The 23969-nt window shown below is 72.5% G+C and carries 23 protein-coding genes; 18 read left to right on the top strand and 5 right to left on the bottom strand.

Going from position 1 to position 23969, the window contains the following annotated elements; genetic code table 11:
* Positions 1 to 8 precede the first annotated feature (8 nt).
* The 5 genes from OG917_RS27905 (at position 9) to OG917_RS27925 (ending at position 5298) form a co-directional block, all read left to right on the top strand.
* Entirely contained in the window at positions 9 to 395 is a 387-nt protein-coding gene (locus tag OG917_RS27905; RefSeq protein WP_328320758.1) for a PPOX class F420-dependent oxidoreductase, read from the top strand.
* A gap of 222 nt (positions 396 to 617) precedes the next feature.
* On the top strand, positions 618 to 1460 hold the full coding sequence (locus OG917_RS27910) for a nitrilase-related carbon-nitrogen hydrolase (RefSeq protein WP_328320760.1): 843 nt from the start codon (positions 618 to 620) through the stop codon (positions 1458 to 1460).
* Positions 1457 to 2737, top strand: a complete 1281-nt coding sequence (locus OG917_RS27915; RefSeq protein ID WP_328320763.1) for an aspartate aminotransferase family protein — start codon at positions 1457 to 1459, stop codon at positions 2735 to 2737. Before OG917_RS27910 ends, OG917_RS27915 begins: the two co-directional genes overlap by 4 nt.
* Before the next feature lie 50 nt (positions 2738 to 2787).
* Complete coding sequence (gene hydA / locus OG917_RS27920; protein WP_328320765.1) at positions 2788 to 4191, top strand: dihydropyrimidinase; 1404 nt, start codon at positions 2788 to 2790, stop codon at positions 4189 to 4191.
* A gap of 99 nt (positions 4192 to 4290) precedes the next feature.
* The gene (locus OG917_RS27925; RefSeq protein WP_328320767.1) at positions 4291 to 5298 is read left to right on the top strand and encodes a TIGR03842 family LLM class F420-dependent oxidoreductase; all 1008 of its coding nucleotides are present in this window, start codon (positions 4291 to 4293) and stop codon (positions 5296 to 5298) included.
* Positions 5299 to 5301: 3 nt separating this feature from the next.
* On the opposite strand, the gene OG917_RS27930 is transcribed toward OG917_RS27925, so the two are convergent.
* The 4 genes from OG917_RS27930 to OG917_RS27945 all read right to left on the bottom strand — a co-directional run bounded on the left by OG917_RS27930 (position 5302) and on the right by OG917_RS27945 (position 8517).
* Complete coding sequence (locus tag OG917_RS27930; protein WP_328320769.1) at positions 5302 to 6351, bottom strand: lipoate--protein ligase family protein; 1050 nt, start codon at positions 6349 to 6351, stop codon at positions 5302 to 5304.
* Between the two features lie 173 nt (positions 6352 to 6524).
* Complete coding sequence (locus OG917_RS27935) at positions 6525 to 7283, bottom strand: phosphatase PAP2 family protein (RefSeq protein WP_328320771.1); 759 nt, start codon at positions 7281 to 7283, stop codon at positions 6525 to 6527.
* The gene (locus tag OG917_RS27940; RefSeq protein ID WP_328320773.1) at positions 7280 to 7885 is read right to left on the bottom strand and encodes a phosphatase PAP2 family protein; all 606 of its coding nucleotides are present in this window, start codon (positions 7883 to 7885) and stop codon (positions 7280 to 7282) included. Before OG917_RS27940 ends, OG917_RS27935 begins: the two co-directional genes overlap by 4 nt.
* A complete protein-coding gene (locus OG917_RS27945; RefSeq protein WP_328320775.1) occupies positions 7882 to 8517 on the bottom strand; it encodes a DedA family protein in 636 nt (211 codons plus the stop codon). Before OG917_RS27945 ends, OG917_RS27940 begins: the two co-directional genes overlap by 4 nt.
* A 269-nt stretch (positions 8518 to 8786) precedes the next feature.
* Between OG917_RS27945 and OG917_RS27950 the strand changes: the two genes are divergently transcribed.
* The 8 genes from OG917_RS27950 to OG917_RS27985 all read left to right on the top strand — a co-directional run bounded on the left by OG917_RS27950 (position 8787) and on the right by OG917_RS27985 (position 17658).
* Positions 8787 to 9161: a hypothetical protein gene (locus tag OG917_RS27950; RefSeq protein WP_328320777.1), complete on the top strand. Its 375-nt coding sequence runs from the start codon at positions 8787 to 8789 to the stop codon at positions 9159 to 9161.
* Positions 9162 to 9429: 268 nt separating this feature from the next.
* A complete protein-coding gene (locus OG917_RS27955; protein ID WP_328320779.1) occupies positions 9430 to 11013 on the top strand; it encodes an ABC transporter substrate-binding protein in 1584 nt (527 codons plus the stop codon).
* Positions 11010 to 11963, top strand: a complete 954-nt coding sequence (locus OG917_RS27960) for an ABC transporter permease (protein ID WP_328320781.1) — start codon at positions 11010 to 11012, stop codon at positions 11961 to 11963. The genes OG917_RS27955 and OG917_RS27960 overlap by 4 nt, the downstream gene beginning before the upstream one ends.
* A 32-nt stretch (positions 11964 to 11995) precedes the next feature.
* Positions 11996 to 12832, top strand: a complete 837-nt coding sequence (locus OG917_RS27965; RefSeq protein WP_328322241.1) for an ABC transporter permease — start codon at positions 11996 to 11998, stop codon at positions 12830 to 12832.
* Positions 12829 to 13947, top strand: a complete 1119-nt coding sequence (locus tag OG917_RS27970; RefSeq protein ID WP_328320783.1) for an ABC transporter ATP-binding protein — start codon at positions 12829 to 12831, stop codon at positions 13945 to 13947. The genes OG917_RS27965 and OG917_RS27970 overlap by 4 nt, the downstream gene beginning before the upstream one ends.
* A complete protein-coding gene (locus OG917_RS27975) occupies positions 13944 to 14972 on the top strand; it encodes an ABC transporter ATP-binding protein (protein ID WP_328320785.1) in 1029 nt (342 codons plus the stop codon). The genes OG917_RS27970 and OG917_RS27975 overlap by 4 nt, the downstream gene beginning before the upstream one ends.
* Before the next feature lie 14 nt (positions 14973 to 14986).
* On the top strand, positions 14987 to 16789 hold the full coding sequence (locus OG917_RS27980) for a gamma-glutamyltransferase family protein (protein WP_328320787.1): 1803 nt from the start codon (positions 14987 to 14989) through the stop codon (positions 16787 to 16789).
* Between the two features lie 41 nt (positions 16790 to 16830).
* The gene (locus OG917_RS27985; RefSeq protein WP_328320789.1) at positions 16831 to 17658 is read left to right on the top strand and encodes an inositol monophosphatase family protein; all 828 of its coding nucleotides are present in this window, start codon (positions 16831 to 16833) and stop codon (positions 17656 to 17658) included.
* A 64-nt stretch (positions 17659 to 17722) separates the two neighbouring features.
* Here the strand turns inward: OG917_RS27985 and OG917_RS27990 are convergent, their stop codons facing one another.
* A complete protein-coding gene (locus OG917_RS27990; RefSeq protein ID WP_328320791.1) occupies positions 17723 to 18526 on the bottom strand; it encodes a nucleotidyltransferase domain-containing protein in 804 nt (267 codons plus the stop codon).
* An 86-nt stretch (positions 18527 to 18612) separates the two neighbouring features.
* Between OG917_RS27990 and OG917_RS27995 the strand changes: the two genes are divergently transcribed.
* From OG917_RS27995 to OG917_RS28015, 5 genes are all read left to right on the top strand, one after another.
* Positions 18613 to 20028 carry a phytoene desaturase family protein gene (locus OG917_RS27995; protein WP_328320793.1) on the top strand — a complete coding sequence of 472 codons (1416 nt, stop codon included), beginning with the start codon at positions 18613 to 18615 and terminating at the stop codon, positions 20026 to 20028.
* 98 nt (positions 20029 to 20126) lie between these two features.
* Positions 20127 to 21596 carry an AlkA N-terminal domain-containing protein gene (locus tag OG917_RS28000; RefSeq protein ID WP_328320795.1) on the top strand — a complete coding sequence of 490 codons (1470 nt, stop codon included), beginning with the start codon at positions 20127 to 20129 and terminating at the stop codon, positions 21594 to 21596.
* 32 nt (positions 21597 to 21628) lie between these two features.
* Entirely contained in the window at positions 21629 to 22135 is a 507-nt protein-coding gene (locus tag OG917_RS28005; RefSeq protein ID WP_328320797.1) for a methylated-DNA--[protein]-cysteine S-methyltransferase, read from the top strand.
* 82 nt (positions 22136 to 22217) lie between these two features.
* Positions 22218 to 23378, top strand: coding sequence for a glycerate kinase (locus tag OG917_RS28010; protein ID WP_328320799.1), 1161 nt, complete (start codon positions 22218 to 22220; stop codon positions 23376 to 23378).
* A gap of 116 nt (positions 23379 to 23494) precedes the next feature.
* Complete coding sequence (locus OG917_RS28015) at positions 23495 to 23941, top strand: MarR family winged helix-turn-helix transcriptional regulator (RefSeq protein WP_443059028.1); 447 nt, start codon at positions 23495 to 23497, stop codon at positions 23939 to 23941.
* Positions 23942 to 23969 lie beyond the last annotated feature (28 nt).

Genomic DNA, 23969 nt, shown 5'->3' on the forward strand with positions numbered 1-23969 from the left:
CTCCGGGCATGACTCTCGACGCACTCGGCCGCAGCAAATACGTCAGCCTGACCACCTTCCGTAAGGACGGTACGCCGGTCGCCACCCCCGTCTGGGCCGCGGTGGACGGTGCTGAGCTCCTCGTCTGGACCCGCTCCGACTCCTGGAAGATCAAGCGGCTGCGCCGGGACAGCCGCGTCCTGGTGACCCCCTGTGATGTCCGCGGCAGGGTCGCGGAGGGCGCGCCATCCGCCGAGGGGGTCGGGCGCCTGCTCGAAGACGAGGCCGGCATGCGCCGGGTGCGGCGGCTGCTGAGGGCCAAGTACACCTGGCAGTTCGTCCTCCTCGACGTGCCCGGCGCCATCGTCCGGCTGGGCAAGCGCCCGCACACGGGGATCGCCGTCACGTTCGGCTGAACCGGCCCGGGTGGCCCGGCGAGCCGGGCTGCCGCCGGGTGCGGAATGCGTAATCTGATCAGCGCGCGACGACGAAGTGATCATGAAGAGTCGAAACGTGATCGACTCGGCTGGTTAACGGCGATGGTCTTGCCCCTGTGTGTGACGGGGCTTACGTTCTCCTCCTACGCAACCTGTCTACGTGCGTAGAGCGTTCGTGGCGCCCTGTTGAAGGAGCTGCTCATGTCCCATGTCGTACGCGCCGCACTGGTCCAGGCGACCTGGACCGGCGACACCGAATCCATGATCGCCAAGCATGAGGAGCATGCCCGGGAGGCGGCCCGTCAGGGCGCGCGGATCATCGGATTCCAGGAAGTCTTCAACGCCCCGTACTTCTGCCAGGTGCAGGAGGCGGAGCACTACCGCTGGGCGGAGCCGGTCCCGGACGGGCCGACCGTCACCCGGATGCGGGAACTCGCGCGCGAGACCGGCATGGTGATCGTGGTCCCGGTCTTCGAAGAGGAGCAGTCGGGCTTCTACTTCAACACCGCGGCCGTCATCGACGCCGACGGCACGTACCTGGGCAAGTACCGCAAGCACCACATCCCCCAGGTCAAGGGCTTCTGGGAGAAGTACTACTTCAAACCGGGGAACGCGGGCTGGCCCGTGTTCGACACGGCTGTGGGGAAGGTCGGCGTCTACATCTGCTACGACCGCCACTTCCCCGAGGGCTGGCGCCAACTGGGCCTGAACGGCGCGCAGATCGTCTTCAACCCCTCCGCCACCTCACGCGGCCTCTCGGCGTACCTCTGGCAGCTGGAGCAGCCCGCCGCCGCCGTTGCCAACGAGTACTTCATCGCCGCCATCAACCGGGTCGGCACGGAGGAGTACGGGGACAACGACTTCTACGGCACGAGCTACTTCGTCGACCCGCGCGGACAGTTCGTCGGGGAGGTCGCGGACGACAAGGAGGAGCAGCTCCTGGTACGCGATCTGGACCTGGACCTCATCGACGAGGTGCGGCAGCAGTGGGCGTTCTACCGGGACCGCAGGCCCGACGCGTACGAAGGCCTGGTGAAGCCGTGACCGACCTCCACAACCGCCATCTGGCCGTCCTCCCCGACTGGCTCGCCACCTACTACCGGCAGCCGATCGAGATCACCCACGGGGAGGGCCGGCACGTCTGGGACGCGGAAGGCAACCGGTACCTGGACTTCTTCGGCGGCATCCTCACCACCATGACGGCCCACGCCCTGCCCGAGGTGACCAAGGCGGTCAGCGAGCAGGCCGGGCGGATCGTGCACTCCTCGACGCTCTACCTCAACCGGCCGATGGTGGAGCTGGCCGAGCGGGTCGCGACTCTCTCCGGGATCCCGGACGCCCGCGTCTTCTTCACCACATCGGGGACCGAGGCCAACGACACGGCGCTGCTGCTCGCCACCGCCTACCGCAGGTCCAACCAGATCCTCGCGATGCGCAACAGCTACCACGGCCGCTCCTTCACATCCGTCGGGATCACCGGCAACCGCAGCTGGTCGCCGACCGGCCTCTCCCCGCTCCAGACGCTGTACGTCCACGGCGGAGTCCGCAGCCGGGGCCCGTACGCGCACCTCGACGACGCCCGGTTCATCGCGGCGTGCGTCGCCGACCTGGAGGACCTGCTCGGCCACACCCGTGACGTGGCGGCCCTGATCGCCGAGCCGATCCAGGGCGTCGGCGGCTTCACCGCGCCGCCCGACGGGCTCTACGCCGCGTTCCGTGAAGTGCTCGACCGGGACGGGATCCTCTGGATCGCCGACGAGGTGCAGACCGGCTGGGGGCGTACCGGCGACCATTTCTGGGGCTGGCAGGCGCACGCCGGGAACGGCCCGCCGGACATCCTCACCTTCGCCAAGGGCATCGGCAACGGGATGTCCATCGGCGGGGTCGTCGCCCGCGCCGAGGTCATGAACTGCCTCGACGCCAATTCCATCTCGACCTTCGGCGGCTCGCCCGTCACCATGGCCGCCGGTCTCGCCAACCTGACGTACCTCCTGGAACACGACCTCCAGGGCAACTCCCGCCGCGTCGGCGGGCTCCTGCTGGAGCGCCTGCGAGCCGTCGGCGCGCAGTCCCCGCTCGTACGCGAAGTGCGCGGCAGGGGCCTCATGATCGGTGTCGAGCTGGTGAAGCCGGGCACGGACGAGGCGAACCCAGAGGCGGCCTCCGCCGTGCTGGAGGCGGCCCGCGAGGGCGGCCTGCTGATCGGCAAGGGCGGCGGCCACGACACCAGCGTGCTGCGGATCGCACCCCCGCTCTCGCTCAACGTCGCGGAGGCCGAAGCGGGCGCGGCCATCCTCGAACAGGCCCTGCACGCGGGCTGACAGCGGCCTCCGCAGCACGCACCGGTGTACGAGAGAGGGAGCACAGCACCATGAGTACCCGCACCTTGGTCCGCGGCGGTCTCGTCATCACCGCCGCGGAGGAGACGCACGCCGATGTCCTCATCGAGGACGGCCGGATCGCCGCGCTCGCCGCGCACGGTTCGTCCGCCGCTGACGCCTGGACCGCCGACCGCACGATCGACGCCACCGGGAAGTACGTGGTGCCCGGCGGGGTCGACGCCCACACGCACATGGAGATGCCCTTCGGCGGCACCTTCGCCTCCGACACCTTCGAGACCGGGACCCGGGCTGCGGCCTGGGGCGGCACGACGACCATCATCGACTTCGCCATTCAGTCCAGGGGCGGATCGCTCGGCGAGGGACTCGACACCTGGCACGCGAAAGCGGACGGGAAGTGCGCGGTCGACTACGGCTTCCACATGATCATGTCCGACGTGAACGAGTCGTCCCTCAAGGAGATGGACCGGCTCGTCGCCGGCGGCGTCAGTTCGTTCAAGCTCTTCACCGCGTACCCGGGGGTGTTCCTCTCCGACGACGGCCAGATCCTCCGGGCCATGCAGCGCGCCGGCTCCAACGGCGGTCTGGTGATGACGCACGCGGAGAACGGCCTGGCCATCGACGTACTGGTGGAGCAGGCCCTGGCGCGCGGTGAGAGGGATCCGCGCTATCACGGTGAGGTCCGCAACGCGCTCCTGGAGGCCGAGGCGACGCACCGGGTGATCAAGCTGAGCCAGGTCGCGGGAGCCCCGCTCTACGTGGTGCACGTGTCGGCGCAGCAAGCCGTCGCCGAAGTGGCGCGGGCGCGGGACGAGGGCCTTCCGGTCTTCGCCGAGACCTGCCCGCAGTATCTCTTCCTGTCGACCGACAACCTGGCGGAGCCGGACTTCGAGGGTGCGAAGTACGTCTGCTCCACTCCGCTGCGCCCTGCGGACCACCAGGAGGCGCTGTGGCGGGGGCTGCGCTCGAACGACCTGCAGGTGGTCTCCACGGACCACTGCCCGTTCTGCTTCAAGGGCCAGAAGGAGATGGGGCGGGGGGACTTCTCGAAGATCCCCAACGGCATGCCGGGAGTCGAGAACCGGATGGACCTGCTCCATCAGGCCGTCGTCGACGGGCACATCAGCCGCCGCCGCTGGATCGAGATCGCCTGCGCCGCGCCGGCCCGGATGTTCGGCCTGTACCCGGCGAAGGGGACGATCGCGCCGGGCGCCGACGCCGACATCGTGATCTACGACCCGGCCGCCGAGCAGGTCATGTCCGCCGGGACGCACCATATGAACGTCGACTACTCGGCGTACGAGGGCAAGCGGGTGACGGGCCGGGTGGAGACGGTGCTCTCCCGTGGTGTTCCGGTGATCGACAACCGCACCTACACCGGCCACGCGGGACACGGGGCCTATGTGCCGCGCGGGCTCGGCGAGTACGCCCACTGAGGGTGGGTGACCGGCCCGTACGCACCGGCCCGCGGTGCACGCCACCGCACCCCGACCGCTCCCCGGAATCCGCACCGCACCCGCACTAGGAGCCCCGCCTTGGACTTCGGACTCGTTCTGCAGACCGATCCGCCTGCCTCCGCCGTCGTCGGACTGATGCGGCGCGCGGAGCGGAACGGCTTCCGCTACGGCTGGACCTTCGACTCGGCCGTCCTGTGGCAGGAGCCGTTCGTCATCTACAGCCGCATCCTGGAGCACACCACCGGCCTGATCGTCGGACCCATGGTCACCAACCCGTCCACCCGGACGTGGGAGGTCACCGCCTCCACCTTCGCCACGCTCAACGAGATGTACGGCAACCGCACGGTCTGCGGTATCGGGCGCGGCGACTCGGCGATGCGGGTCGCGGGCCGCAAGCCCAACACACTGGCCAGGCTGGGCGAAGCGATCGGCGTCATCCGCGATCTCGCCGAGGGGCGCGAGGCGGAGGTGGACGGCAAGCCGCTCAGGCTGCCCTGGGTCGAGGACGGAAGGCTGCCGGTATGGATGGCCGCGTACGGCCCCAAGGCCCTCGCCCTGGCCGGACAGCAGGCCGACGGCTTCATCCTCCAGCTCGCCGACCCCTTCCTCACCGAATCGATGGTCACCGCCGTACGGACGGCGGCGTCCGACGCGGGGCGGGATCCCGCCTCCGTGACGATCTGCGTCGCCGCGCCCGCGTACATCGGTGACGATCCGGCACACGCCCGCGAGCAGTGCCGCTGGTTCGGCGGGATGGTGGGGAACCACGTCGCGGACCTGGTGGCGCGCTATGGGGAGCACTCCGCGCTGGTCCCCGAGGCCCTCACCGCGTACATCGAACAGCGTGAGGGATACGACTACAGCCACCACGGCCGCTCCGGGAACCCGGACGCCGCGTTCGTTCCCGACGAGATCGTCGACCGATTCTGTCTGCTCGGCCCCGCCGAGGCGCACATCGAGAAGCTGCGGGCGCTGCGGGCCCTGGGCGTGGACCAGTTCGCCGTGTACGCGATGCACGACGCCCGGGAGACCGTCATCGACGCGTACGGCGAGCAGGTCATCCCGGCCCTCGGCGGGGCCCGCTGACGGTCACGGGACCCGCGCGGTCCACTCCTGGGAGCTGAACTTGGCCGCGGCCAGCTCCCGTGCCCGGCCCATCTCCCGCGCGGTCACGCTGCCGTCGGCGAGGCCGTACCGGCTCCGGAAGGAGCCGATCATCCGCGCGATGACCTCTTCTCGCGGCAGACCCGTCTGCCGCGCCAGCGGGTCCACGCGCTTCCTGGCACTCTCGATCCCCTTGCCGGACAGCTTCTCCCGGCCGATGCGCAGCACCTCGGTCATCTTGTCGGCGTCGATGTCGTACGCCATGGTCACGTGGTGCAGCACCCCGCCGCCGGCGATGCGCTTCTGCGCCGCGCCCGCGATCTTCCCCGCTTCGGTGGCGATGTCGTTGAGCGGCTGGTACCAGGCCTTGATGCCCATATCTGCCAGCGCGCCGAGCACCCAGTCGTCCAGATACGCGTAGCTGTCCGCGTACGAGAGTCCCGACACCAGCGATTCCGGGACGGAGAGGGAGTAGGTGATGGTGCTCCGCGGCTCCACGAACATGGCCCCGCCGCCGGAGACGCGGCGGACGACCGTCACTCCGTGCCGCTCGGCGCCCTCCGGGTCGACCTCGTTGCGCAGGGACTGGAAGCTGCCGATGATCACGGCGGGGGCGGCCCACTCCCAGACCCGCAGCGTCGGCGGGCGGTGACCGGCGGCGACCTCGGCGGTGATGACCTCGTCCAGGGCCATGTGGAGCGCGGGGGACTGCGGGCCGTCGTGGATCAGCTGCCAGGAGTGGGCGCTCCACTCGGTGGCCCGGGTCAGAGCCCGGCGTACCGCGACGGCGACGCCCTCGGGGGAGAGGCCGAGCAGCACGGCGGAAGGCGGCAGTGCGGAGCTGATCCGCGCGGCGAGCGCGGTGGCGCCGGTGTGGGCGGGCGCACCTTCCAGGGCGGCGTCGATGGCCAGGATCGCCTCGTCGGGCTCAAGGAAGAAGTCACCGGCCACGCGGACGTCGCGCAGGGCGCCGCCCTCGACGTCCAGGTCGACGACGACGAGCTTTCCGCCGGGCTCCTTGTACTCACCGTGCACTGCCTTGCCTCCAGTCCGGGCCGGGCCGCCCGCGCATCACCCGTGAAACGGCTCCGGCCAGGAAGAACGCCGGAGCCCGCGGGGTCATTCCGCGCCGGCGGGCGCCGCCGGCGGGCCCGCCGCGGCCCGTGAACCGGCTCTGCGCCCGCACCGTGCGCGGTCCGGGGCCAGGGTCAGCGGGCTTCCCCCGGGGAGCCGCCCGGCGGACCGGCGGGCCTGCCCGCGCTCTCCCGCGAGCGGTGCGAGGGCGCACCGTCCCGGAGCGGGGCCGGGCAGCCGTCCGGCGGATGCGGCACGGCGGGACAGCGACGGAGAGCGAGCCGGAAGCAGAGGGAGAGCCAGCAGAGGGCGAACAGCCAGCCGCCGACGACATCGGTGGACCAGTGCACGCCGAGATACACGCGGCTCAGCCCGACGAGCACGGCCCAGCAGCCGATGCCGGCCGCGATGGTCCTTCTGCCGTGCGGTGCCCGCAGCAGCACCGACGCGATGAGCAGCCCCGCCGTGACCGCCGATGTGGTGGTGTGACCGGAGGGGAACGACCACCCGGAGGCCTGTGTGTCCCACTCGCCGGAAGGCGGGCGCGGGCGCCCGGCCAGCGCCATCACTCCGTACCGCAGACACTGTGCCGCGATCAGGCAGCCGAGGCAGCGGACGGCGGCGGTCACCCGCTGCCGGGCGGTGCGTCCGGCGATCACCCCCGCGAGGACGGCCAGCAGATACGGGATCGCGCCGGTGCCGGTGGCGGTGACGCCGCGCGCGGCGGCGACCGCCACCGGCGGGCGGTGGTGCACCGACCACGAGAGCAGTCCGCTGTCCGTCAGCAGCGGGGCGCCGTGGTGCCCCGCCACCACCATGGCCAGCAGTACGAACGCGACCAGCGTGCCCAGGGCCGCGGACACGGCAAGGTCGGCCGCCCCGCGCCGGTTCACGACGAGACCAGCAGCGGCCGCAGCCTGGTGCCCGAGAGACGGTTCGCCAGGGCTTCGGGCCGGCGGCGCAGGGCCGCCATGGACACCAGCGCGACCAGTGCGCCCATCAGCGCGCCGACCGCGACATCGTGCGGATAGTGGGCGCCCACCCAGACCCGGGAGACGGCCATCGCGACCGCGCAGACCATCCCGGCCGCCCCCAGCCGCCGGGAGACGAACAGCAGGGCCACCGCCGCCGCGAAGGCGAGGGCCGCGTGGTTGCTGGGGAACGACCAGTCACCCGGCGCCGGGCACGCCTCCAGCGGTGTCACATGGAGGCTCTGGCACGGCCGGTCCTCCCGTACGACCAGTTTCACCGCGTCGTTGGCGCAGTAGGCCAGCACCACGATCACCGGCACCGTGAGCGCCATCAGGCCCGCGGCCGCCCCCTGCCGGCGCGCGCGCCACCACCCGGCGAGCATCAGCACGGCGAACACCGCGAGGCCGTACCCCGACCAGGCGGAGACCGCAGAGTCCAGCCACCCGGGGGCGCGACGGGCCAGATCCACCGTCTCCGTGTAGAGGCCGCCGTCGATCGTTGATCCGTCGTACGCGAGGTTCATCCGCTCACCCCGTCCGTCCGCGGGCGGTTCCTGCGGGAGCGCCGCAGTTCGAGCGCCAGCGGCAGCAGGGACAGGACGACGATCACGGCGATGATCGGCAGCAGATAGCGGTCCACGTTCGGGATGGACGACCCCAGCGCGTACCCGGCGAGAACCAGGCCCTGACTCCAGACCAGGCCTCCGACCACCTGCCAGAGCGTGAAGGTCCTGGCCGGGACGGCGAGGGCGCCCGCCATCGGATTGAGTACCGTGCGCACCACCGGGACGAAGCGGGCGAGCACGATGGCCTTCGCGTGGCCGTACTTGCCGAGGAGCTCCTCCGCGCGGGCCGCTCCCTTGTGCAGGTGTTCCGAGCGGCTGCGGGCGAGCAGGGCGCCTCCCGCCTTCCGCCCGATCAGATAGCCGCACTGCGCTCCCGCGAGCGCGCCGGCCGCCGATGCGAGCAGCACCATCGGCAGCGACAGTGTGAGGGCGCCGGCCGAGCTGCCCGTGCAGAGCAGCCCCGCGGTGAAGAGCAGGGAGTCGCCCGGCAGGAAGAAGCCGACCAGCAGACCGGTCTCGGCGAACATCACCACGGCGATTCCGGCCACGCCGAAAGCCGCCAGCACGGACTGTGCGTCGAGGATGTTCACCGCTAGTGACGAGGCTGTAAGCAAGGGTCCCGGCCTTTCCGGTCGGACGAGGGACGGCCCGCACCCGGCGCCGCACGGGGGAGGGGTACGGCACCGGCCCGGAGGCGGGCCGCGCCGCATCCCGCCGGAGTGACTACAGCCGGTATACGGTCTACGTAACTGTAGACGATAGCGGTGCCGGGATCGTTCCCCGCCGAGCCCGGGTGGCGCGTGCCCGCCGGGCGCGTCGCCGGGGTACGGCGGGGTGTGATCGCGGGTAGGTTCCGGCCATGGAGCGCAATGAACGGCCGACCGCAGCCGCGTCCCGGTGGCTCGCCCGCACCACGGCGACCAGGTACTTCGCGCTGGCGGGGATCTTCTTCGTCTGGGCGTTCGTCTGGCTTGCCTGGGCGCCGAAGCCGTACGCCTGGATCGCCACCGTCCTGTGGATCGTCATCGCCGCGGTCTTCGCGGCCCAGGGCCTCCGGCTGCGCAGGCGGGTCCGTGCCGCCGAGGAAGCCGGGGCCGCCGGGGGAGGGGGCGGGCCCGGCGGGGGAGGCCCCTCCGGCGGTTCCGGCGGCGACGGTCTCTCCGGCGGGTCCGGTGACGGCGGTGGCGGGGGCGAGGAGAGCGGCGACGGCGATCGCGGTCCCCGCGACGGCTGAGCGCCCGCCCGTGCGGCTGACCTGCTCGTGAGCGGCGAGGCGGCGTGACGCGGGGGCGCCGCCGCCCTGGCCGCCGTCCGGCTCTGTGACCGGCCGGGGCGGCGTGATGCCCCTTATGCCGTCGCGCGTTACCCGATCTTCATCGGGAGCCGTCCGCTATCTGGGCAAGGGGCTTGTCTGTGGACTGTATGCGAAATACGGTCTGCGGTATTCCTTGATCGCCCTTGGCGGGAGGTGGTCCCTCGTGCGCCGAAACGCGGTTGCCCTGATGGCAGTTGCCTTGGTGTCCCTCATATCGGGCTGTACGTCACTCCAGTCCCCGGCGGCCCAGGCCGGCGCGGAACGGATGGCGGACACCCGGCCGGTACGCGACGGCGGCACGCTGACCGTCGCGCTCAACGCGGATCCGGACAAGCTCGACCCGACCCTCGCCCAGACCCTCGTCGGGCGGACCGTTTTCGCCGGTATGTGCGAGAAGCTCTACGACATCGACCAGCGGGGCACGATCGTGCCGCAGCTGGCCGCCGCGCTGCCGAAGACGTCGGCGGACGGCAGAACGGTCACCGTGCGGGTCCGCAAGGGCCTGGAGTTCAGTGACGGGACCGGTCTCGACGCCGCGTCCGTCGTCACCTCGCTCACCCGCCACCGTGACCTGCCGGGCTCGGCCCGCGCCACCGAGCTGGCCCCGCTGCGGGATATCCGGGCCACCGGGCCCTACACCGTGCGACTGCGCCTGAAGCAGCCGTACACCCCGCTCACCGGCGTGCTCGCCGACCGGGCCGGAATGGTCATGTCCCCGGCCGCACTCAAGAAGTACGGCACGAACTTCACCAACCACCCCTCGTGCGTGGGCCCCTTCCGCTTCGTCGAGCGGGTCGGCGGTGACCGGATCGTCCTGCGCAAGGATCCCCACTACTACGACGCCGCGCATGTCCACCTCCAGCAGGTGATCTACAAACCGATCCCCGACGGCAACGTCAGACTGGCGAACCTCCGCTCCGGGGACGTCCAGATCGGCGACCAGATGGCGCCGGTCGATGTGCGGAGCGCGCTGGCCGAACCCAAGCTCCAGCTCTTCAGCTCACCCTCACTGGGCTACCAGGGCATCGGGCTGAACGTCGGCAACGTCAAGGGCCTCGGCGAGAAGCCCGGAAAGCTCGGCACCCCCCTCGCCCGGGACGTCCGGGTCCGGGAGGCCTTCGAGCTCTCCATCGACCGGGACCTGCTGAACAAGGTCGTCTTCCAGGGGATGTACGAACCGGCCTGCGGCCCCGTCTCGCCCGGGTCCGCCATCGCCCCGGGCGTCGCACCGTCGGCCTGTCCCGGGCGCGACATCGCCAGAGCCAGGAAACTGCTGAAGGAGGCCGGGGTCAGGACCCCGGTGCGGATCGGCTTCAAGGTGCAGACCTCGCCCGAGTCGAGCCGTATCGGCCAGGTCGTCCAGGCCATGGCCAAGGAGGCCGGGTTCGACGTGGTCCTCCAGCCCATGGAGTACGCGACGCTCCTGGAGGAGACCGACGCCGGCCACTACGACGCCTTCACGAGCGGCTGGTCGGGGCGGCTGGACCCGGACGGCAACATCTCCAACTTCCTGCAGACCGCGGGCGCGATGAACGCCTACGGCTACGGCGACCCCGAAACCGACCGGCTCATCGAGCGGGGCCGTGCGGAGGCCGACCCGGCCGCGCGTACCCGCATCTACGACCGGATCGTGAAGCGGGTCGCCGACGCGCACACGCTCATCTACCTCTACCGGCAGAAGAACTACGTCGTCGCCGGCAGAACGGTCTCGGGCGTCCGGGTGTACGGCGACGGCCTGGTCCGAGTGAAGACTGCGGGGTACACCCGGTGACCAAGTACCTGCTGACGCGGGTCCGTCAGTCCCTGATCACGCTCTTCCTGGTGAGCGTCGTCGTCTTCGCGGGCATCCGGGCGCTGCCCGGCGACCCCGCGCTCGCCATGGCGGGGGAGGAGCGCAGCCCGGAAGCGCTCGCCGCGATCCGCCGGAGCTACGGCCTCGACGACAACATCGCGGTGCAGTACGGGCGTTACCTCTGGCACGCCCTCCGCGGCGACCTGGGCAACTCGTCCCGTACCGGGCTCCCGGTCGCCGACGCGATCGGCGGCGCCCTGCCCGTGACACTCGAACTGGCCGCGCTCGCCCTGCTGCTGGCCGTCGTCCTCGGTATCGGCGCCGGGGTGGTCGCGGCCGTACGGCGCGGGCGGCCGGCCGAGTGGCTCGCCAACGGCATCGCACTGCTGGGACTCTCGGTCCCGACCTTCTGGCTCGGCATGGTCCTGGTGCTCGGCTTCGCCGTCGCGCTCCCGGTCTTCGCCGGCTCCGGGTACGTACCGTTCGCCACCGACCCGCTCGACAACCTGCGGCGCATGGTGCTGCCCGCCATCGTCCTCGGCTCCGGGCTCGCGGCCGTCGTGATGCGCCAGACGCGCGCCGCGATGCTCGACTCGCTCTCCGCCGACTACGTCCGTACGGCCAGAGCGAAGGGCCTGTCCCAGCGGGAGGTCATCGGCAGCCACGCCCTGCGGAACTCCCTGGTGACGGTGGTGACCGTGCTCGGCCTCCAGCTCGGCAGCCTGATCTCCGGCGCGGTCGTCACCGAGCAGATCTTCGTACTCCCCGGCTTCGGCAAGCTCACCATCGACGCCGTCTTCACCCGCGACTACGCGACGCTGCAGGGCGTGGTGCTCTGCACCTCCGCCGCGTACATCCTCATCAATCTGCTGGTCGACGTCGGCTATTCGGTCATCGACCCGCGTATCCGGCTCGGAGGTGCCCGGTGACGGCTACCACGATCACAGCGGTGCGGACCCGGATGGGCGGCGCCAGGCTGCGCGCCCTGCGCCGCAACCGGCTCGCGCTCACCGGCGGCACCATCGCGGCGGTCTTCGTCCTGGTGGCGCTCTGCGCCCCGCTGATCGCCCCCTACGACCCGTCGAGCCCCGACTTCGGCCATGTCCTCGGCCGGCCGGGCTGGGCGCACTGGCTCGGAACCGACGACCTCGGACGCGACCAGCTGTCGAGGATCGTCTACGGAGCCAGGGCATCCATGCAGGTCGGAGTGGTCGCCGTGGTGCTCGCCTTCGTCGTCGGCGTACCACTGGGGCTCGCAGCCGGGTACTACGGCCGCCTCGCGGACAGCGCGGTGTCCCGGCTCACCGACACCATGCTGGCCTTCCCCTTCCTGGTGCTGGCGGTCGGTCTCGCGGCCATCCTCGGACCCTCGCTCACCAACGCGACCATCGCCATCGGCATCTCGCAGATCCCGGCGGTCATCCGGATCACCCGCGCCGAGACGCTCCGGCTCAGGAGCGCCGACTTCGTGGCGGCCGCGGTCGCCAACGGCGGCGGCGACGCGACCGTGCTCCTGCGGCACATCCTGCCCAACGCCACGTCGGCGCTGATCGTCCAGGGGACCGTGGGGATCCCCGCCGCCATCATCGGCGAGGCGCTGCTGAGCTTCCTCGGGCTCGGTGTCCAGCCGCCCGACGCCTCGCTGGGTGTGATGCTCTCCAGCGCGCAGTCGTTCCTCGCCCCGGCGCCCTGGATGGCCGTCTTCCCCGGCCTCGCGATCGTCGCCGCGACGCTCGCCTTCAACCTGCTCGGCGACGGACTCCGTGACGTCCTCGACCCCCGTGGAGCAACCCGATGAGCCCTCAGCCGGATCCCGCACCGGACGCCTCCCCGCCGGCCGGCCTCCCGCACGCCGAACCCCTGGCCACCACTCTCCCGTCCGCCGCCGGGGGGCCGGGTCATCCCCTCCTCAGCGTCCGCGACCTGTCCGTCTCCTTCAGCTCCGGCGGACACACCGTGCACGCCGTCGACCATGTCTCGTACGACCTGACGCCCGGCGAAGTCCTCGCGGTCGTCGGTGAGTCGGGGTGCGGCAAGTCCGTCACCTCCATGGCCGTGATGGGGCTCCTCCCGTCCACCGCGACCGTCACCGGCTCGGTGCGGCTCAGCGGGCAGGAGCTGGTGGGGGCCGGCGAGAAGGAGCTCGCGGAGGTACGCGGCAACGACATCGCCGTGATCTTCCAGGAGCCGATGACCTCACTCAACCCGGTGCTCACCATCGGGCGCCAGATCGGGGAAGTGCTCCGCCGCCACCGGGGACTCGGCCGCAGGCAAGCCCGGGAGCGGGCGGCCGAACTGCTCGCGCTGGTCGGCATCCCCGCACCCCGGCAGCGGATCGACGAGTACCCGCACCAGCTCAGCGGCGGGATGCGGCAGCGCGTCATGATCGCCATCGCGGTCGCCTGCGACCCCGCCGTACTGATCGCCGACGAACCGACGACGGCCCTCGACGTCACGGTCCAGGCGGGCATCCTGGAAGTCCTCCAGTCGCTGCGGGAGCGCCTCGGCACCGCGATCGTCCTCATCACCCACGACCTCGGCGTGGTGGCCGACACCGCCGACCGGGTCCTGGTGATGTACGCGGGCCGCGCCGTCGAACAGGCCCCGGTCGACGAGCTGTTCGCGACACCCCGGCACCCCTACACCCGCGGGCTGCTCGGCGCCGTGCTCACACCGGGCGGGCAGCGCAAGCGCCGCCTGCCGGAGATCCCCGGGCTCGTCCCGAGCCTCGGCGTACAGCCGGACGCGTGCACCTTCGCACCCCGCTGCGCCCTCGCCGACGAGCAGTGCACCACCCGGCGGCCGGGACTGCGGACCGCCGGCCCGCGGCCGGAGGCGGACACCCGGCACAAGGCAGCCTGCTGGCACATGGAGATCCCGGTGCCGGACCCGGCCGAGGAGAGCACACGGTGAGCGACTTCGCACTCGAACTGGACGGACTCGCCCGGCACTTCGGCCCGGTGCGCGCCGTCGACGGAATATCGATAAGTGTCCGGCGGGGCGAAGTCGTCGGCCTGGTGGGTGAGTCGGGCAGCGGTAAGTCCACCGTCGGCCGGTGCGCCGTACGTCTGGACGAGCCGACCGCGGGCACCGTCACCGTCAACGGCACCGACATCACCCATATGAGCCGGCGGGCCCTGCGACCGCTGCGCAAGGACTTCCACCTGGTCTTCCAGGACCCCTCGTCCTCCCTGGACCCCCGGATGACCATCGGCCGGATCGTCGCCGAGCCGATCACGCTGCACGGTCTGGCGAAGGGCCCCGCCGTACGGGCCAGGGTCGAGGAGCTGCTCGGGCAGGTGGGGCTTCGCCCCGAACACGCGGACCGTCACCCGCACGAGCTCTCCGGCGGCCAGCGCCAGCGCATCTCCATCGCCCGTGCGCTCTCCGTCGACCCCGCACTGCTCGTCGCCGACGAGCCGACGTCCGCGCTCGACGTCTCCGTCCAGGCCTCGGTGCTCAACCTGCTCGCCGACCTCCAGCGGGACCGGGGTTTCGGCTGCCTCTTCATCACGCACGACCTCGCCGCCGTGGAGTTCCTCGCCGACCGGATCGCCGTGATGTACTTGGGCCAGATCGTGGAACAGGCGCCCACCGCGGAGCTGTTCGCCGACCCGAAACATCCGTACACTCAGGCTCTGCTCTCCGCCGCGCCGGTACCCGACCCGGTCACCCAGCGCACCCGCGAGCGCATCGTGCTCAACGGCGAGCTGCCGAGCCCCCTCGACCCGCCGCCCGGCTGCCGGTTCCACACCCGCTGCCCGCTCGCCGAGGCACGCTGCCGCACGGACATCCCGGTGCTGCGCACCCTCGACGGGGAACGGCAGGTCTCCTGCCACCTGGTCGCCGACGACGGCACAGCGCCGGACGCGGCAGCCGTCGCCGGGACCCCGCAGGCCGTCCCCGGAACCCCGCACGCCCCCGCAACCGCACAGTGATGGAGCCGCACGACATGTTCACCACCCGGCCGACCCTGCAGGGCACCTTCGGCATGGTGTCCTCGACCCACTGGCTCGCCTCGCAGTCCGCGATGGCCGTCCTGGAGGACGGCGGCAACGCCTACGACGCCGCCGTCGCCGCGGGCTTCGTCCTGCACGTCGTCGAGCCGCATCTCAACGGCCCGGCCGGTGAGGTGCCCGCGATCATCGCCCCGGCCGGCGGCGAGGTGCAGGTCCTCTGCGGACAGGGTGTGGCCCCCGCGGGCGCGACCGTCGCGCACTACCGCTCGCTCGGCCTCGACCTGGTGCCCGGCACCGGGCCGCTGGCCGCCGCGGTGCCGGGAGCCTTCGACGCCTGGATGCTGCTGCTCCGCGACCACGGCACCAAGTCCCTCGCCGAGGTGCTGAAGTACGCCATCGGCTACGCCGAGGACGGCCACGCCCCGGTGGAGCGCGTCGGACTGACCGTCGAGACCGTACGGGAACTCTTCGAGACCGAGTGGCCGTCCTCCGCCGACGTGTACCTCCCCGGTGGCAGGGCGCCCGTACCCGGCGAGCTCTTCCGCAACCCGGCGCTCGCCGCCACCTGGCGCCGGCTGATCGACGAGGCCACCGCCGGTTCACAGGACCGCGCCGGCCAGATCGACGCCGCCCGTGCGGTCTGGCGCGAGGGCTTCGTCGCCGAGGCGCTGGTCCGCCAGGCACAGCGCCCCACCAGGGACACCAGCGGCGCCCACCACACCGGCACCCTCACCGCCGCCGACCTCGCCGGCTGGTCGGCCTCGTACGAGGCTCCCGCGACGTACGAGTGGAACGGCTGGACGCTCTGCAAGGCGGGCGGCTGGAGCCAGGGCCCGGCCCTCCTCCAGCAGCTGGCCCTCCTCCCGGCCGAGCTGCCCCGCTACGGGTCGGCCGACTACGTCCACCTGCTCGTCGAAGGATGCAAGCTCGCCATGGCCGACCGGGAGGCCTGGTACGGCGACGCCGCCGACACACCGCTCGGCGCGCTCCTCTCCGGCCCGTACAACGCGGAGCGCCGCGCCCTGATCACCGGCGAGGCCTCGCACGACCTGCGGCCCGGCAGCCCCGACGGCCGTGAGCCGCGGCTCAGCAGGCAGGCCACCGCGATCACCGGGGGCGAGCCCGGCTTCGATGCCCTGGGGGTCCCGGCGGCAGGTGCGGGCGAGCCGACCGTCGCCAGGGACGGCGCCACCCGCGGTGACACCTGCCACCTGGACATCGTCGACCGCTGGGGCAACATGATCTCGGCGACCCCGAGCGGCGGCTGGCTCCAGTCCAACCCGGTCGTGCCGGAGCTGGGTTTCCCGCTCGGCACCCGGCTGCAGATGACCTGGCTGGACGAGGGGCTGCCGAATTCGCTCACTCCCGGCTGCCGTCCGCGCACCACCCTCACACCCTCGCTCGCCCTGCGCGACGGCGTTCCTGTGCTCGCCTTCGGCACACCGGGCGGCGACCAGCAGGACCAGTGGCAGCTGCACTTCTTCCTCGCGGTGGCGCTCACCGCCCCGGTCCGCGGCGGTCTGGACCTCCAGGGCGCGATCGACGCACCGAACTGGCACAACGACTCCTTCCCCAGCTCCTTCTACCCGCGCGGGATGCGGCCCGGCAGTGTCACCGTCGAGTCGCGGATAGGGGAGGAGATCATCGCGGAGCTGCGCCGCCGCGGGCACGACGTCACCGTCGGCGACGCCTGGTCGGAGGGGAGGCTGAGCGCGGTCGCCCGCGATCCGGCGACCGGGGTGCTGAGCGCGGCGGCGAATCCGCGCGGCATGCAGGGTTATGCCGTCGGCCGCTGAACCGGTGCGGTGCCTTCACCGGGGTGTGCTGAGATGGGGGCATGACCGAACACCTTCTGACCAGGGACTTGACCGAGGTCGACGCGGCGGTCCGTGAGGCTGCCGCTGCCGAGATCCTGCCGCGCTTCCGGCAGCTCGCCGCTCACGAGATCGCCGAGAAGAGCGGCCCGCACGACCTGGTGACGGTGGCCGACCGCGGCGCCGAGGAACACCTCACGGCCGCCCTCACCGCACTGCTGCCGGGCTCGGTGGTGGTCGGTGAGGAGGCCGTCTCGGCCGACCCGGCCTCGTACGCCGCGATACGGGGCGACGCGCCCGTCTGGATCGTCGACCCGGTCGACGGCACCCGCCAGTTCGTCCGCGGCGAGCCGGGATTCTGCACCCTGGTGGCCCTCGCCCACCACGGCGAACTGCTCGCCTCCTGGACCTACGCGGCAGCGCTCGGCGACATGGCCATCGCCGTACGCGGCGGCGGTGCGCGGCTCAACGGAGAACTGCTCCACGCCGGTTCGCCCGCGCCCGGTGCGGAACTCCGGGTGGCCACCTCGCACCCCGACTTCACCACGCCCGAGCAGAAGCGCTCACTGCTCGCTCTGCGGACCGAGGGGATCACCACCCGGCCGTGCGGCTCGGCGGGCCTGGAGTATCTGGCCGTCGCCAGGGGCACCCTCGACGCCGTGGCGTTCAACTGGGAGCTGGCGTGGGACCACGCGGCCGGTCTCCTGCTCGTGGAGGAGGCCGGCGGCGCCCATCTGACGCTCACGGGGGAGCCGTTCCGTGTGACGGGCGGCAACGCGCTGCCCTTCACCGCCGCCCGTGACGCGGCCACGGCGCGCCGGGTGCACCAGCTGCTGGCGGCGGGTGCCTGAGCCGTAGCCCCGGCACACGTACGTGCCGGCCCTGACGGCCCGCCAGGGCCGGCACCCCCGGCCGTCAGCCGCCGGAGCCCAGCACCGTGCGTACCTCCGCCACCAGAACCGCCGCCGCCTCCACGGCCGCAGGGTCCAGCGCGCGGAGCGCCGACGAGGCCCGCTCGGCGAAGCGGTCCGGGGAATCCGGCAGGGCCGCGGCGGCAGCCAGCGCGCCCTTCTCGTTGACGCACCAGGTGCGGTGGTGGGCGTGCAGGGACTGGGCGAGGACACCGAAGGCGCGGGAGAGGCAGAGCGAGACGTGCAGGGTGTCCCCGCGGCCGGCGGACTTGCGGGCGGCGGTCACCGAGAAGTCCGCCTCCCAGGCGGCCCCCGCCAGCGCGGCGCGCAGCGGTTCCGGGTAGCGGAGTGTCTCCTCGCGCAGCGTCCTCAACTCCCCCGCCGGATCGGAGAGTACGCGGCAGAGCGCCACCTCCCCGGGGTACGCGGGGGACCAGAAGCCGAGCGGATGTCCCGGCTGGACGCCCACCTCGTAACGGCCCTCGCGGCACTGCGCCCAGACCCGCTCCACCCGGTCGAGGTCGCGCAGGATCCAGTCCACCGCCACACCGCCGACGGTGAGCCAGGCGCCGCCGTCGACCCACGGGCCCCAGCCGCCGGGGCCCGCCACCTCGACGGGGCGGTCCGCCACCTCGCACGCGAGCGCGGTGAGCGCCGCCGTGTCAGGGGCGCCGCGGTAGTAGAGGCCGAGATCCCAGTCGGAGCCGGGATGCCCGGCCCCCCGCGCACGGCTGCCGCCGAGTGCCACCGCCCTGATGCCGGGAACGCCGCTGAGCCGGTCCGCCATGGTCTCGATCGTCGGTTTCATCGGCCGAGACGCTACCCCCGGCCGCACGGTCGGTGCGCGGGAATATCCTTGGGGCACTGGCCGTCGGCTGACGAAGGAGTCCGAAGGTGCCGTCGATGCTCGATGCTGTCGTCGTGGGGGCGGGACCCAACGGGCTGACCGCCGCCGTGGAGCTGGCCCGCCGCGGATTCGCCGTCGAGGTCTTCGAGGCCCGGGAGACCGTCGGCGGGGGCGCGCGGACCGAGGAGCTCACGCTCCCCGGCTTCCTGCACGACCCCTGTTCCGCCGTCCACCCGCTGGGTGTCGGCTCGCCGGTCTTCAAGACCATGCCGCTCGACCGGTACGGCCTGGAGTGGCTCCATCCGGAGCTGCCCATGGCGCACCCCTTCGACGACGGCACGGCCGCTGTGCTCTCCCGCTCGGTGGCCGAGACCGCTGCCTCCTTCGGGCCGCGCGACGCGGGGGCGTACCGCAGGCTCGTCACGCCGTTCCTCGGCCGGTGGGACACCCTGGCCCGGGACTTCATGTCACTGCCGCTCACCGCGCTGCCACGCGACCCGGTGACGCTCGCCCGCTTCGGCCTGACCGGCCTGCCGCCGTCCACCTGGCTGATGAAGCGCTTCCGTGACGACCGGGCCCGGGCGCTGTTCGCCGGTCTCGTGGCCCATGTCATCGCACCGCTCGACGGCCTCGCCACCGGCGCCGTCGGACTGATGTTCGCGCTGGCCGCGCACGAGGGCGGCTGGCCGCTGCCGCGTGGCGGCTCGCAGTCGATCTCCGACGCGCTGGCCGGATATCTGCGCGATCTGGGCGGAGTGGTGCACACCGGCTTCGAGGTGAAGCGGCTCGATGATCTGCCGCCCGCACGCGCGTACATCTTCGACACCTCCCCGACCGCCGCCGCCCGTATCGCCGGTCTGGGCCGGGCCTACGACGGATACCGGTACGGGGCGAGCGTCTTCAAGATCGATTACGCCCTCGACGGGCCGGTGCCCTGGACGGCGCAGGAGCCCAGGGTGGCCGGGACGGTGCAGATCGGCCCGAGCAGCCGCGAGATCGGTACGGCGCTGCGCCAGGCAGCCGGTGGCCGCGCCCCCGGTACGCCCTTCCTGATCGGCGCCCAGCCCAGCCTCGTCGACCCCTCCAGGGCGCCCCGGGGCAAGCATGCCTTCTGGACGTACGGCCATGTCCCGCACGGCTGGGACGGAGACCTCACCGAGGCCGTCGAGCGGCAGATCGAGCGCTTCGCGCCCGGCTTCGGCGACCGGGTGCTCGCCCGCGCCACCGCGGGACCGGCCGAGCTGTTCGCGCGGAACGCGAACTACGTGGGCGGTGACATCGCCTGCGGGGCCGCCTCCGGACTACAGCTGCTGCTGCGGCCCAAGATCTCCGCGTTCCCCTACACGACCTCGCACCCGGCGGTGTATCTCTGCTCGTCGGCGACCCCGCCGGGGCCGGGGGTCCACGGCATGTCGGGGCACAACGCTGCCAAGGCCGTATGGCGGCGCCTGCGCCGGGGGTGACGGCGGGCCGGCAGCGGGCAGGCCGGCCGCCGGGAGCCCCCGAGGCACATGTCGGATTCCCGCCAGCCCCGGGGCCGGACGTGGCGGATGCTTGAGCCATGCACACCGACACCGAGCGCTGCGTACGTGCCGTCCGCTCGAAGGACGCCCGCTTCGACGGCTGGTTCTTCACGGCCGTCCTGACCACCGGGATCTACTGCCGTCCCAGCTGCCCGGTCGTGCCGCCGAAGGCCCGGAACATGACCTTCTACCCGAGCGCCGCCGCCTGTCAGCAGGCCGGGTTCCGCGCCTGCAAGCGCTGCCGCCCGGACACCAGCCCCGGCTCCCCCGAGTGGAACACCCGCGCCGATGTCGTGGCCCGCGCGATGCGCCTCATCCGGGACGGGACCGTCGACCGGGAAGGCGTACCCGGCCTGGCCGGGCGCCTCGGGTACTCGACCCGGCAGATCGAGCGCCAGCTCCTCGCCGAGCTCGGCGCGGGACCACTCGCCCTGGCCCGTGCACAGCGCGCCCAGACGGCGCGCGTCCTCATCGAGACGACGGAACTGCCGATGGCAGACGTGGCGTTCGCCGCCGGGTTCTCCTCCATCCGCACCTTCAACGACACGGTCCGCGAGGTGTTCGCGCTCGCCCCGGGCGAACTGCGCAGCCGCGCCGCCCGCGGCGCGGGGCCCCACACCCCCGGCACCATCCCGCTCCGCCTCCCGTTCCGTGCCCCGCTCAACCCGGACAACCTCTTCGGCCACCTCGCGGCGACCGGCGTCCCCGGCGTGGAGGAGTGGCGGGACGGCGCGTACCGCAGGACGCTCTCACTGCCGTACGGGCACGGCATCGCCGAACTCACCCCGCACCCCGGCCACATCGGCTGCCTGCTCTCCCTCACCGATCTGCGCGACCTCACCCACGCCATCAGCCGCTGCCGCTGGCTGCTCGACCTCGACGCCGATCCCGTCGCCGTCGACGGCGAACTGCGGAACGACCCGCTGCTGGCACCCCTGGTCGACAAGGCGCCGGGCCGCCGGGTGCCCCGGACCGTCGACCCGGACGAGTTCGCCGTACGGGCGGTGCTGGGCCAGCAGGTCTCGACGGCGGCGGCCCGCACCCACGCGGCCCGTCTCGTCGTGGCGCACGGGGCGCAGGTCGACGACGCCCGGGGCGGGCTCACCCACCTCTTCCCCTCGCCCCAGGCGCTTGCCGCCCTCGACCCCGAGTCCCTGGCGCTGCCGCGCAGCAGGCGCACCACCCTGACCACACTGGCCGGTGCGCTCGCCGACGGGTCGCTCGCCCTCGGGGTGGACAGCGACTGGGACGAGGCCCGCGCCCGGATGCGGGCCCTTCCCGGCCTCGGGCCCTGGACCGTCGAGGCTGTCGCGATGCGCGCGCTGGGGGACCCCGACGCCTTCCTCGCCACGGACCTGGGCATCCGGCGGGCCGCCGTGGATCTGGGGCTGCCCCCGACCCCGGCCGCGCTCACGGCCAGGGCCGCGGCCTGGCGCCCCTGGCGGGCGTACGCCGTGCAGTACCTGTGGGCCACCGGCTCCCACCCCGTCAATGATCTGCCCGTCTGACTCCGGTCGTCCCGGGGAAAGGAGCATCACCCATGTCCGCGAAGCGGCACACCGTGATCGACAGCCCGTACGGCCCGCTCACCCTCGTGGCGGCCGACGGCCTGCTGAGCGGCCTGTACATGACGGACCAGCGCCACCGGCCGGCCGATGAGACCTTCGGCGAACCCGACCCCCGCCCCTTCGGGCAGGTGCGGGAGGAGCTGACCGCGTACTTCGCGGGGGAGCTGACCGAGTTCACGGTGCCGCTGCACCTGGCGGGGACGCCCTTCCAGCGCACCGTCTGGGAAGAGCTGCGGCAGATTCCGTACGGCGAGACCCGTTCGTACGGCGATCTCGCGGGCCGGCTCGGCAGACCTGGCGCCTCACGGGCCGTGGGCCTGGCGAACGGCAAGAACCCGGTCGGGATCATCGTCCCGTGCCACCGGGTCATCGGCTCGACGGGCGGTCTCACCGGATACGGCGGCGGCATCGGCCGGAAGCAGCAGCTGCTGGCCTTCGAATCCCGCGGCGCCGTGCCGGGGGAGTCCACCCTCTTCTGACCGGTCCCCATGGGCAGCGGGCATGCGGTGCGGATAGGGTCGGAGCGGCGCGACTGCCTGTTCGAAAGCAAGGGATAACAAGGTGACGGACGGAGCAGTAACTGAAGCCGCACGGGTGCTCGTGGCGGCCGACAAATTCAAGGGGTCCCTCACGGCCGTGCAGGTCGCTGAGCGGGTGACGGCCGGGCTGCGGAAAATCGTTCCCGGTGTGGAGGTCGAGACACTGCCCGTCGCCGACGGCGGGGACGGCACCGTGGCCGCCGCGGTCGCCGCCGGATTCGACCGGCACGAGGTACCCGTCACCGGACCGCTCGGTGAGCAGCTGAACGCGGCCTTCGCGCTGCGCGACGGTGTCGCCGTGGTGGAGATGGCCGAGGCATCCGGCCTCCAGCACCTGCCCGCCGGGGTCTTCGCGCCGCTCACCGCGACCACGTACGGCTCAGGCGAGCTGCTGCGCGCGGCGCTCGACGCGGGGGCCACCTCGATCGTCTTCGGTGTCGGCGGCAGCGCCACGACCGACGGCGGCGCGGGCATGCTGGCCGCGCTCGGCGCCCGATTCCTGGACGCGGGCGGACAGCCCGTGGGACCGGGCGGCGGGGGACTGAGCGAGCTGGCGACCGCGGATCTGTCCGGTCTGGACGCCCGGCTCGCCGGTACGGAGATCGTGCTCGCCAGCGATGTGGACAATCCGCTCACCGGGCCCAAGGGCGCGCCCGCGGTGTACGGGCCGCAGAAGGGCGCGTCACCGCAGCAGGTGGAGGCTCTGGACACCGCCCTGGCGCACTTCGCCGCGGTGCTGGAGAAGTCCATCGGCTCGTCGGCCGCTGAGGCGGCGCTCGCACCGGGCGCCGGGGCCGCGGGCGGGATCGGCTACGGCGCGCTGGTCGGCCTCGGAGCGAGCTTCCGTGCCGGTATCGATGTGATGCTCGACGTACTGGGCTTCGCCCCCGCCGTCGCCAGGGCGACCCTGGTCATCACCGGTGAGGGCTCGCTCGACGAGCAGACCCTGCACGGCAAGGCCCCGGCCGGTGTCGCCGCTGCGGCCAGGGCCGCGGGCAAGGAGGTCGTCGCGGTCTGCGGGCGCCTCACGCTCCCTGCCGAGGTCCTCGGCAGGGCGGGCATCCGCCGTGCGTACGCCCTCACGGAGCTGGAGCCGGATGTGGAGCGCTGCATCGCCAACGCGGGCCCGCTCCTGGAGCAGGCCGCCGAGAACATCGCCCGCGATTTCCTCGTGCGCGGCTGACGGCCGGATCCTCCTCGGTGCGAACCGGGCCGGGCGGGCAACCGCCCGGCCCGGGCGCGTCCCCGGCCGCGGCCAGATGTTTGAGATGGTCAAATTTCCTGGCGTAGCATCGTCCCATGCCAGAAACCCCTGGACCCGGCACCGACCGGCTCATGGAGCTGCTCTCGGTCTCGCTCGGCGCCTACTACGGAGACTTCACGGCGGCAGCCGCCGCCGAGGGCCTCACGGCCAGCCAGGGCAAGACGCTCAGCGTGCTGCGCCGGGGGCCGTCCGCGATGCGGGCCCTGGCGACGACCCTGGCCTGTGACGCGTCCAATATGACGGGGATCATCGACCGGCTGGAGAAACGTGCGCTGGTGCGCAGGGAACCCAGCCCCACCGACCGGCGCGTCAAGACCGTCCTGCTCACGGCGGAGGGCGAGCGTACCGTCGACGCGATCCGGGCGGGGATGCACACGACGCTCGCCGGCCTCGAAGCCCTGCCCGACGCCGACCGTGGCGCTCTCGAGGACCTCCTGGAGCGGGTCTTCACCGCCCCGGCGAGGGGCGGCCCGACACCGTGACCCCGGGCGGGCCGGCCCCGCAGCGGAG

The organism is Streptomyces sp. NBC_00388 (assembly GCF_036061255.1).
Lineage (GTDB): Bacteria > Actinomycetota > Actinomycetes > Streptomycetales > Streptomycetaceae > Streptomyces.

Bases quoted from the DNA above. Each gene is read 5' to 3' on its own strand.
- OG917_RS27905 (WP_328320758.1), top strand. From the start codon at position 9: ATGACTCTCGACGCACTCGGCCGCAGCAAATACGTCAGCCTGACCACC.
- OG917_RS27965 (WP_328322241.1), top strand. From the start codon at position 11,996: ATGGGCGGCGCCAGGCTGCGCGCCCTGCGCCGCAACCGGCTCGCGCTC.
- OG917_RS27990 (WP_328320791.1), bottom strand. From the start codon at position 18,526: ATGAAACCGACGATCGAGACCATGGCGGACCGGCTCAGCGGCGTTCCC.
- hydA (WP_328320765.1), top strand. From the start codon at position 2,788: ATGAGTACCCGCACCTTGGTCCGCGGCGGTCTCGTCATCACCGCCGCG.
- OG917_RS28000 (WP_328320795.1), top strand. From the start codon at position 20,127: ATGCACACCGACACCGAGCGCTGCGTACGTGCCGTCCGCTCGAAGGAC.
- OG917_RS28005 (WP_328320797.1), top strand. From the start codon at position 21,629: ATGTCCGCGAAGCGGCACACCGTGATCGACAGCCCGTACGGCCCGCTC.
- OG917_RS27970 (WP_328320783.1), top strand. From the start codon at position 12,829: ATGAGCCCTCAGCCGGATCCCGCACCGGACGCCTCCCCGCCGGCCGGC.
- OG917_RS27985 (WP_328320789.1), top strand. From the start codon at position 16,831: ATGACCGAACACCTTCTGACCAGGGACTTGACCGAGGTCGACGCGGCG.
- OG917_RS27950 (WP_328320777.1), top strand. From the start codon at position 8,787: ATGGAGCGCAATGAACGGCCGACCGCAGCCGCGTCCCGGTGGCTCGCC.
- OG917_RS27955 (WP_328320779.1), top strand. From the start codon at position 9,430: ATGGCAGTTGCCTTGGTGTCCCTCATATCGGGCTGTACGTCACTCCAG.
- OG917_RS27940 (WP_328320773.1), bottom strand. From the start codon at position 7,885: ATGAACCTCGCGTACGACGGATCAACGATCGACGGCGGCCTCTACACG.
- OG917_RS27910 (WP_328320760.1), top strand. From the start codon at position 618: ATGTCCCATGTCGTACGCGCCGCACTGGTCCAGGCGACCTGGACCGGC.
- OG917_RS27980 (WP_328320787.1), top strand. From the start codon at position 14,987: ATGTTCACCACCCGGCCGACCCTGCAGGGCACCTTCGGCATGGTGTCC.
- OG917_RS28015 (WP_443059028.1), top strand. From the start codon at position 23,495: ATGCCAGAAACCCCTGGACCCGGCACCGACCGGCTCATGGAGCTGCTC.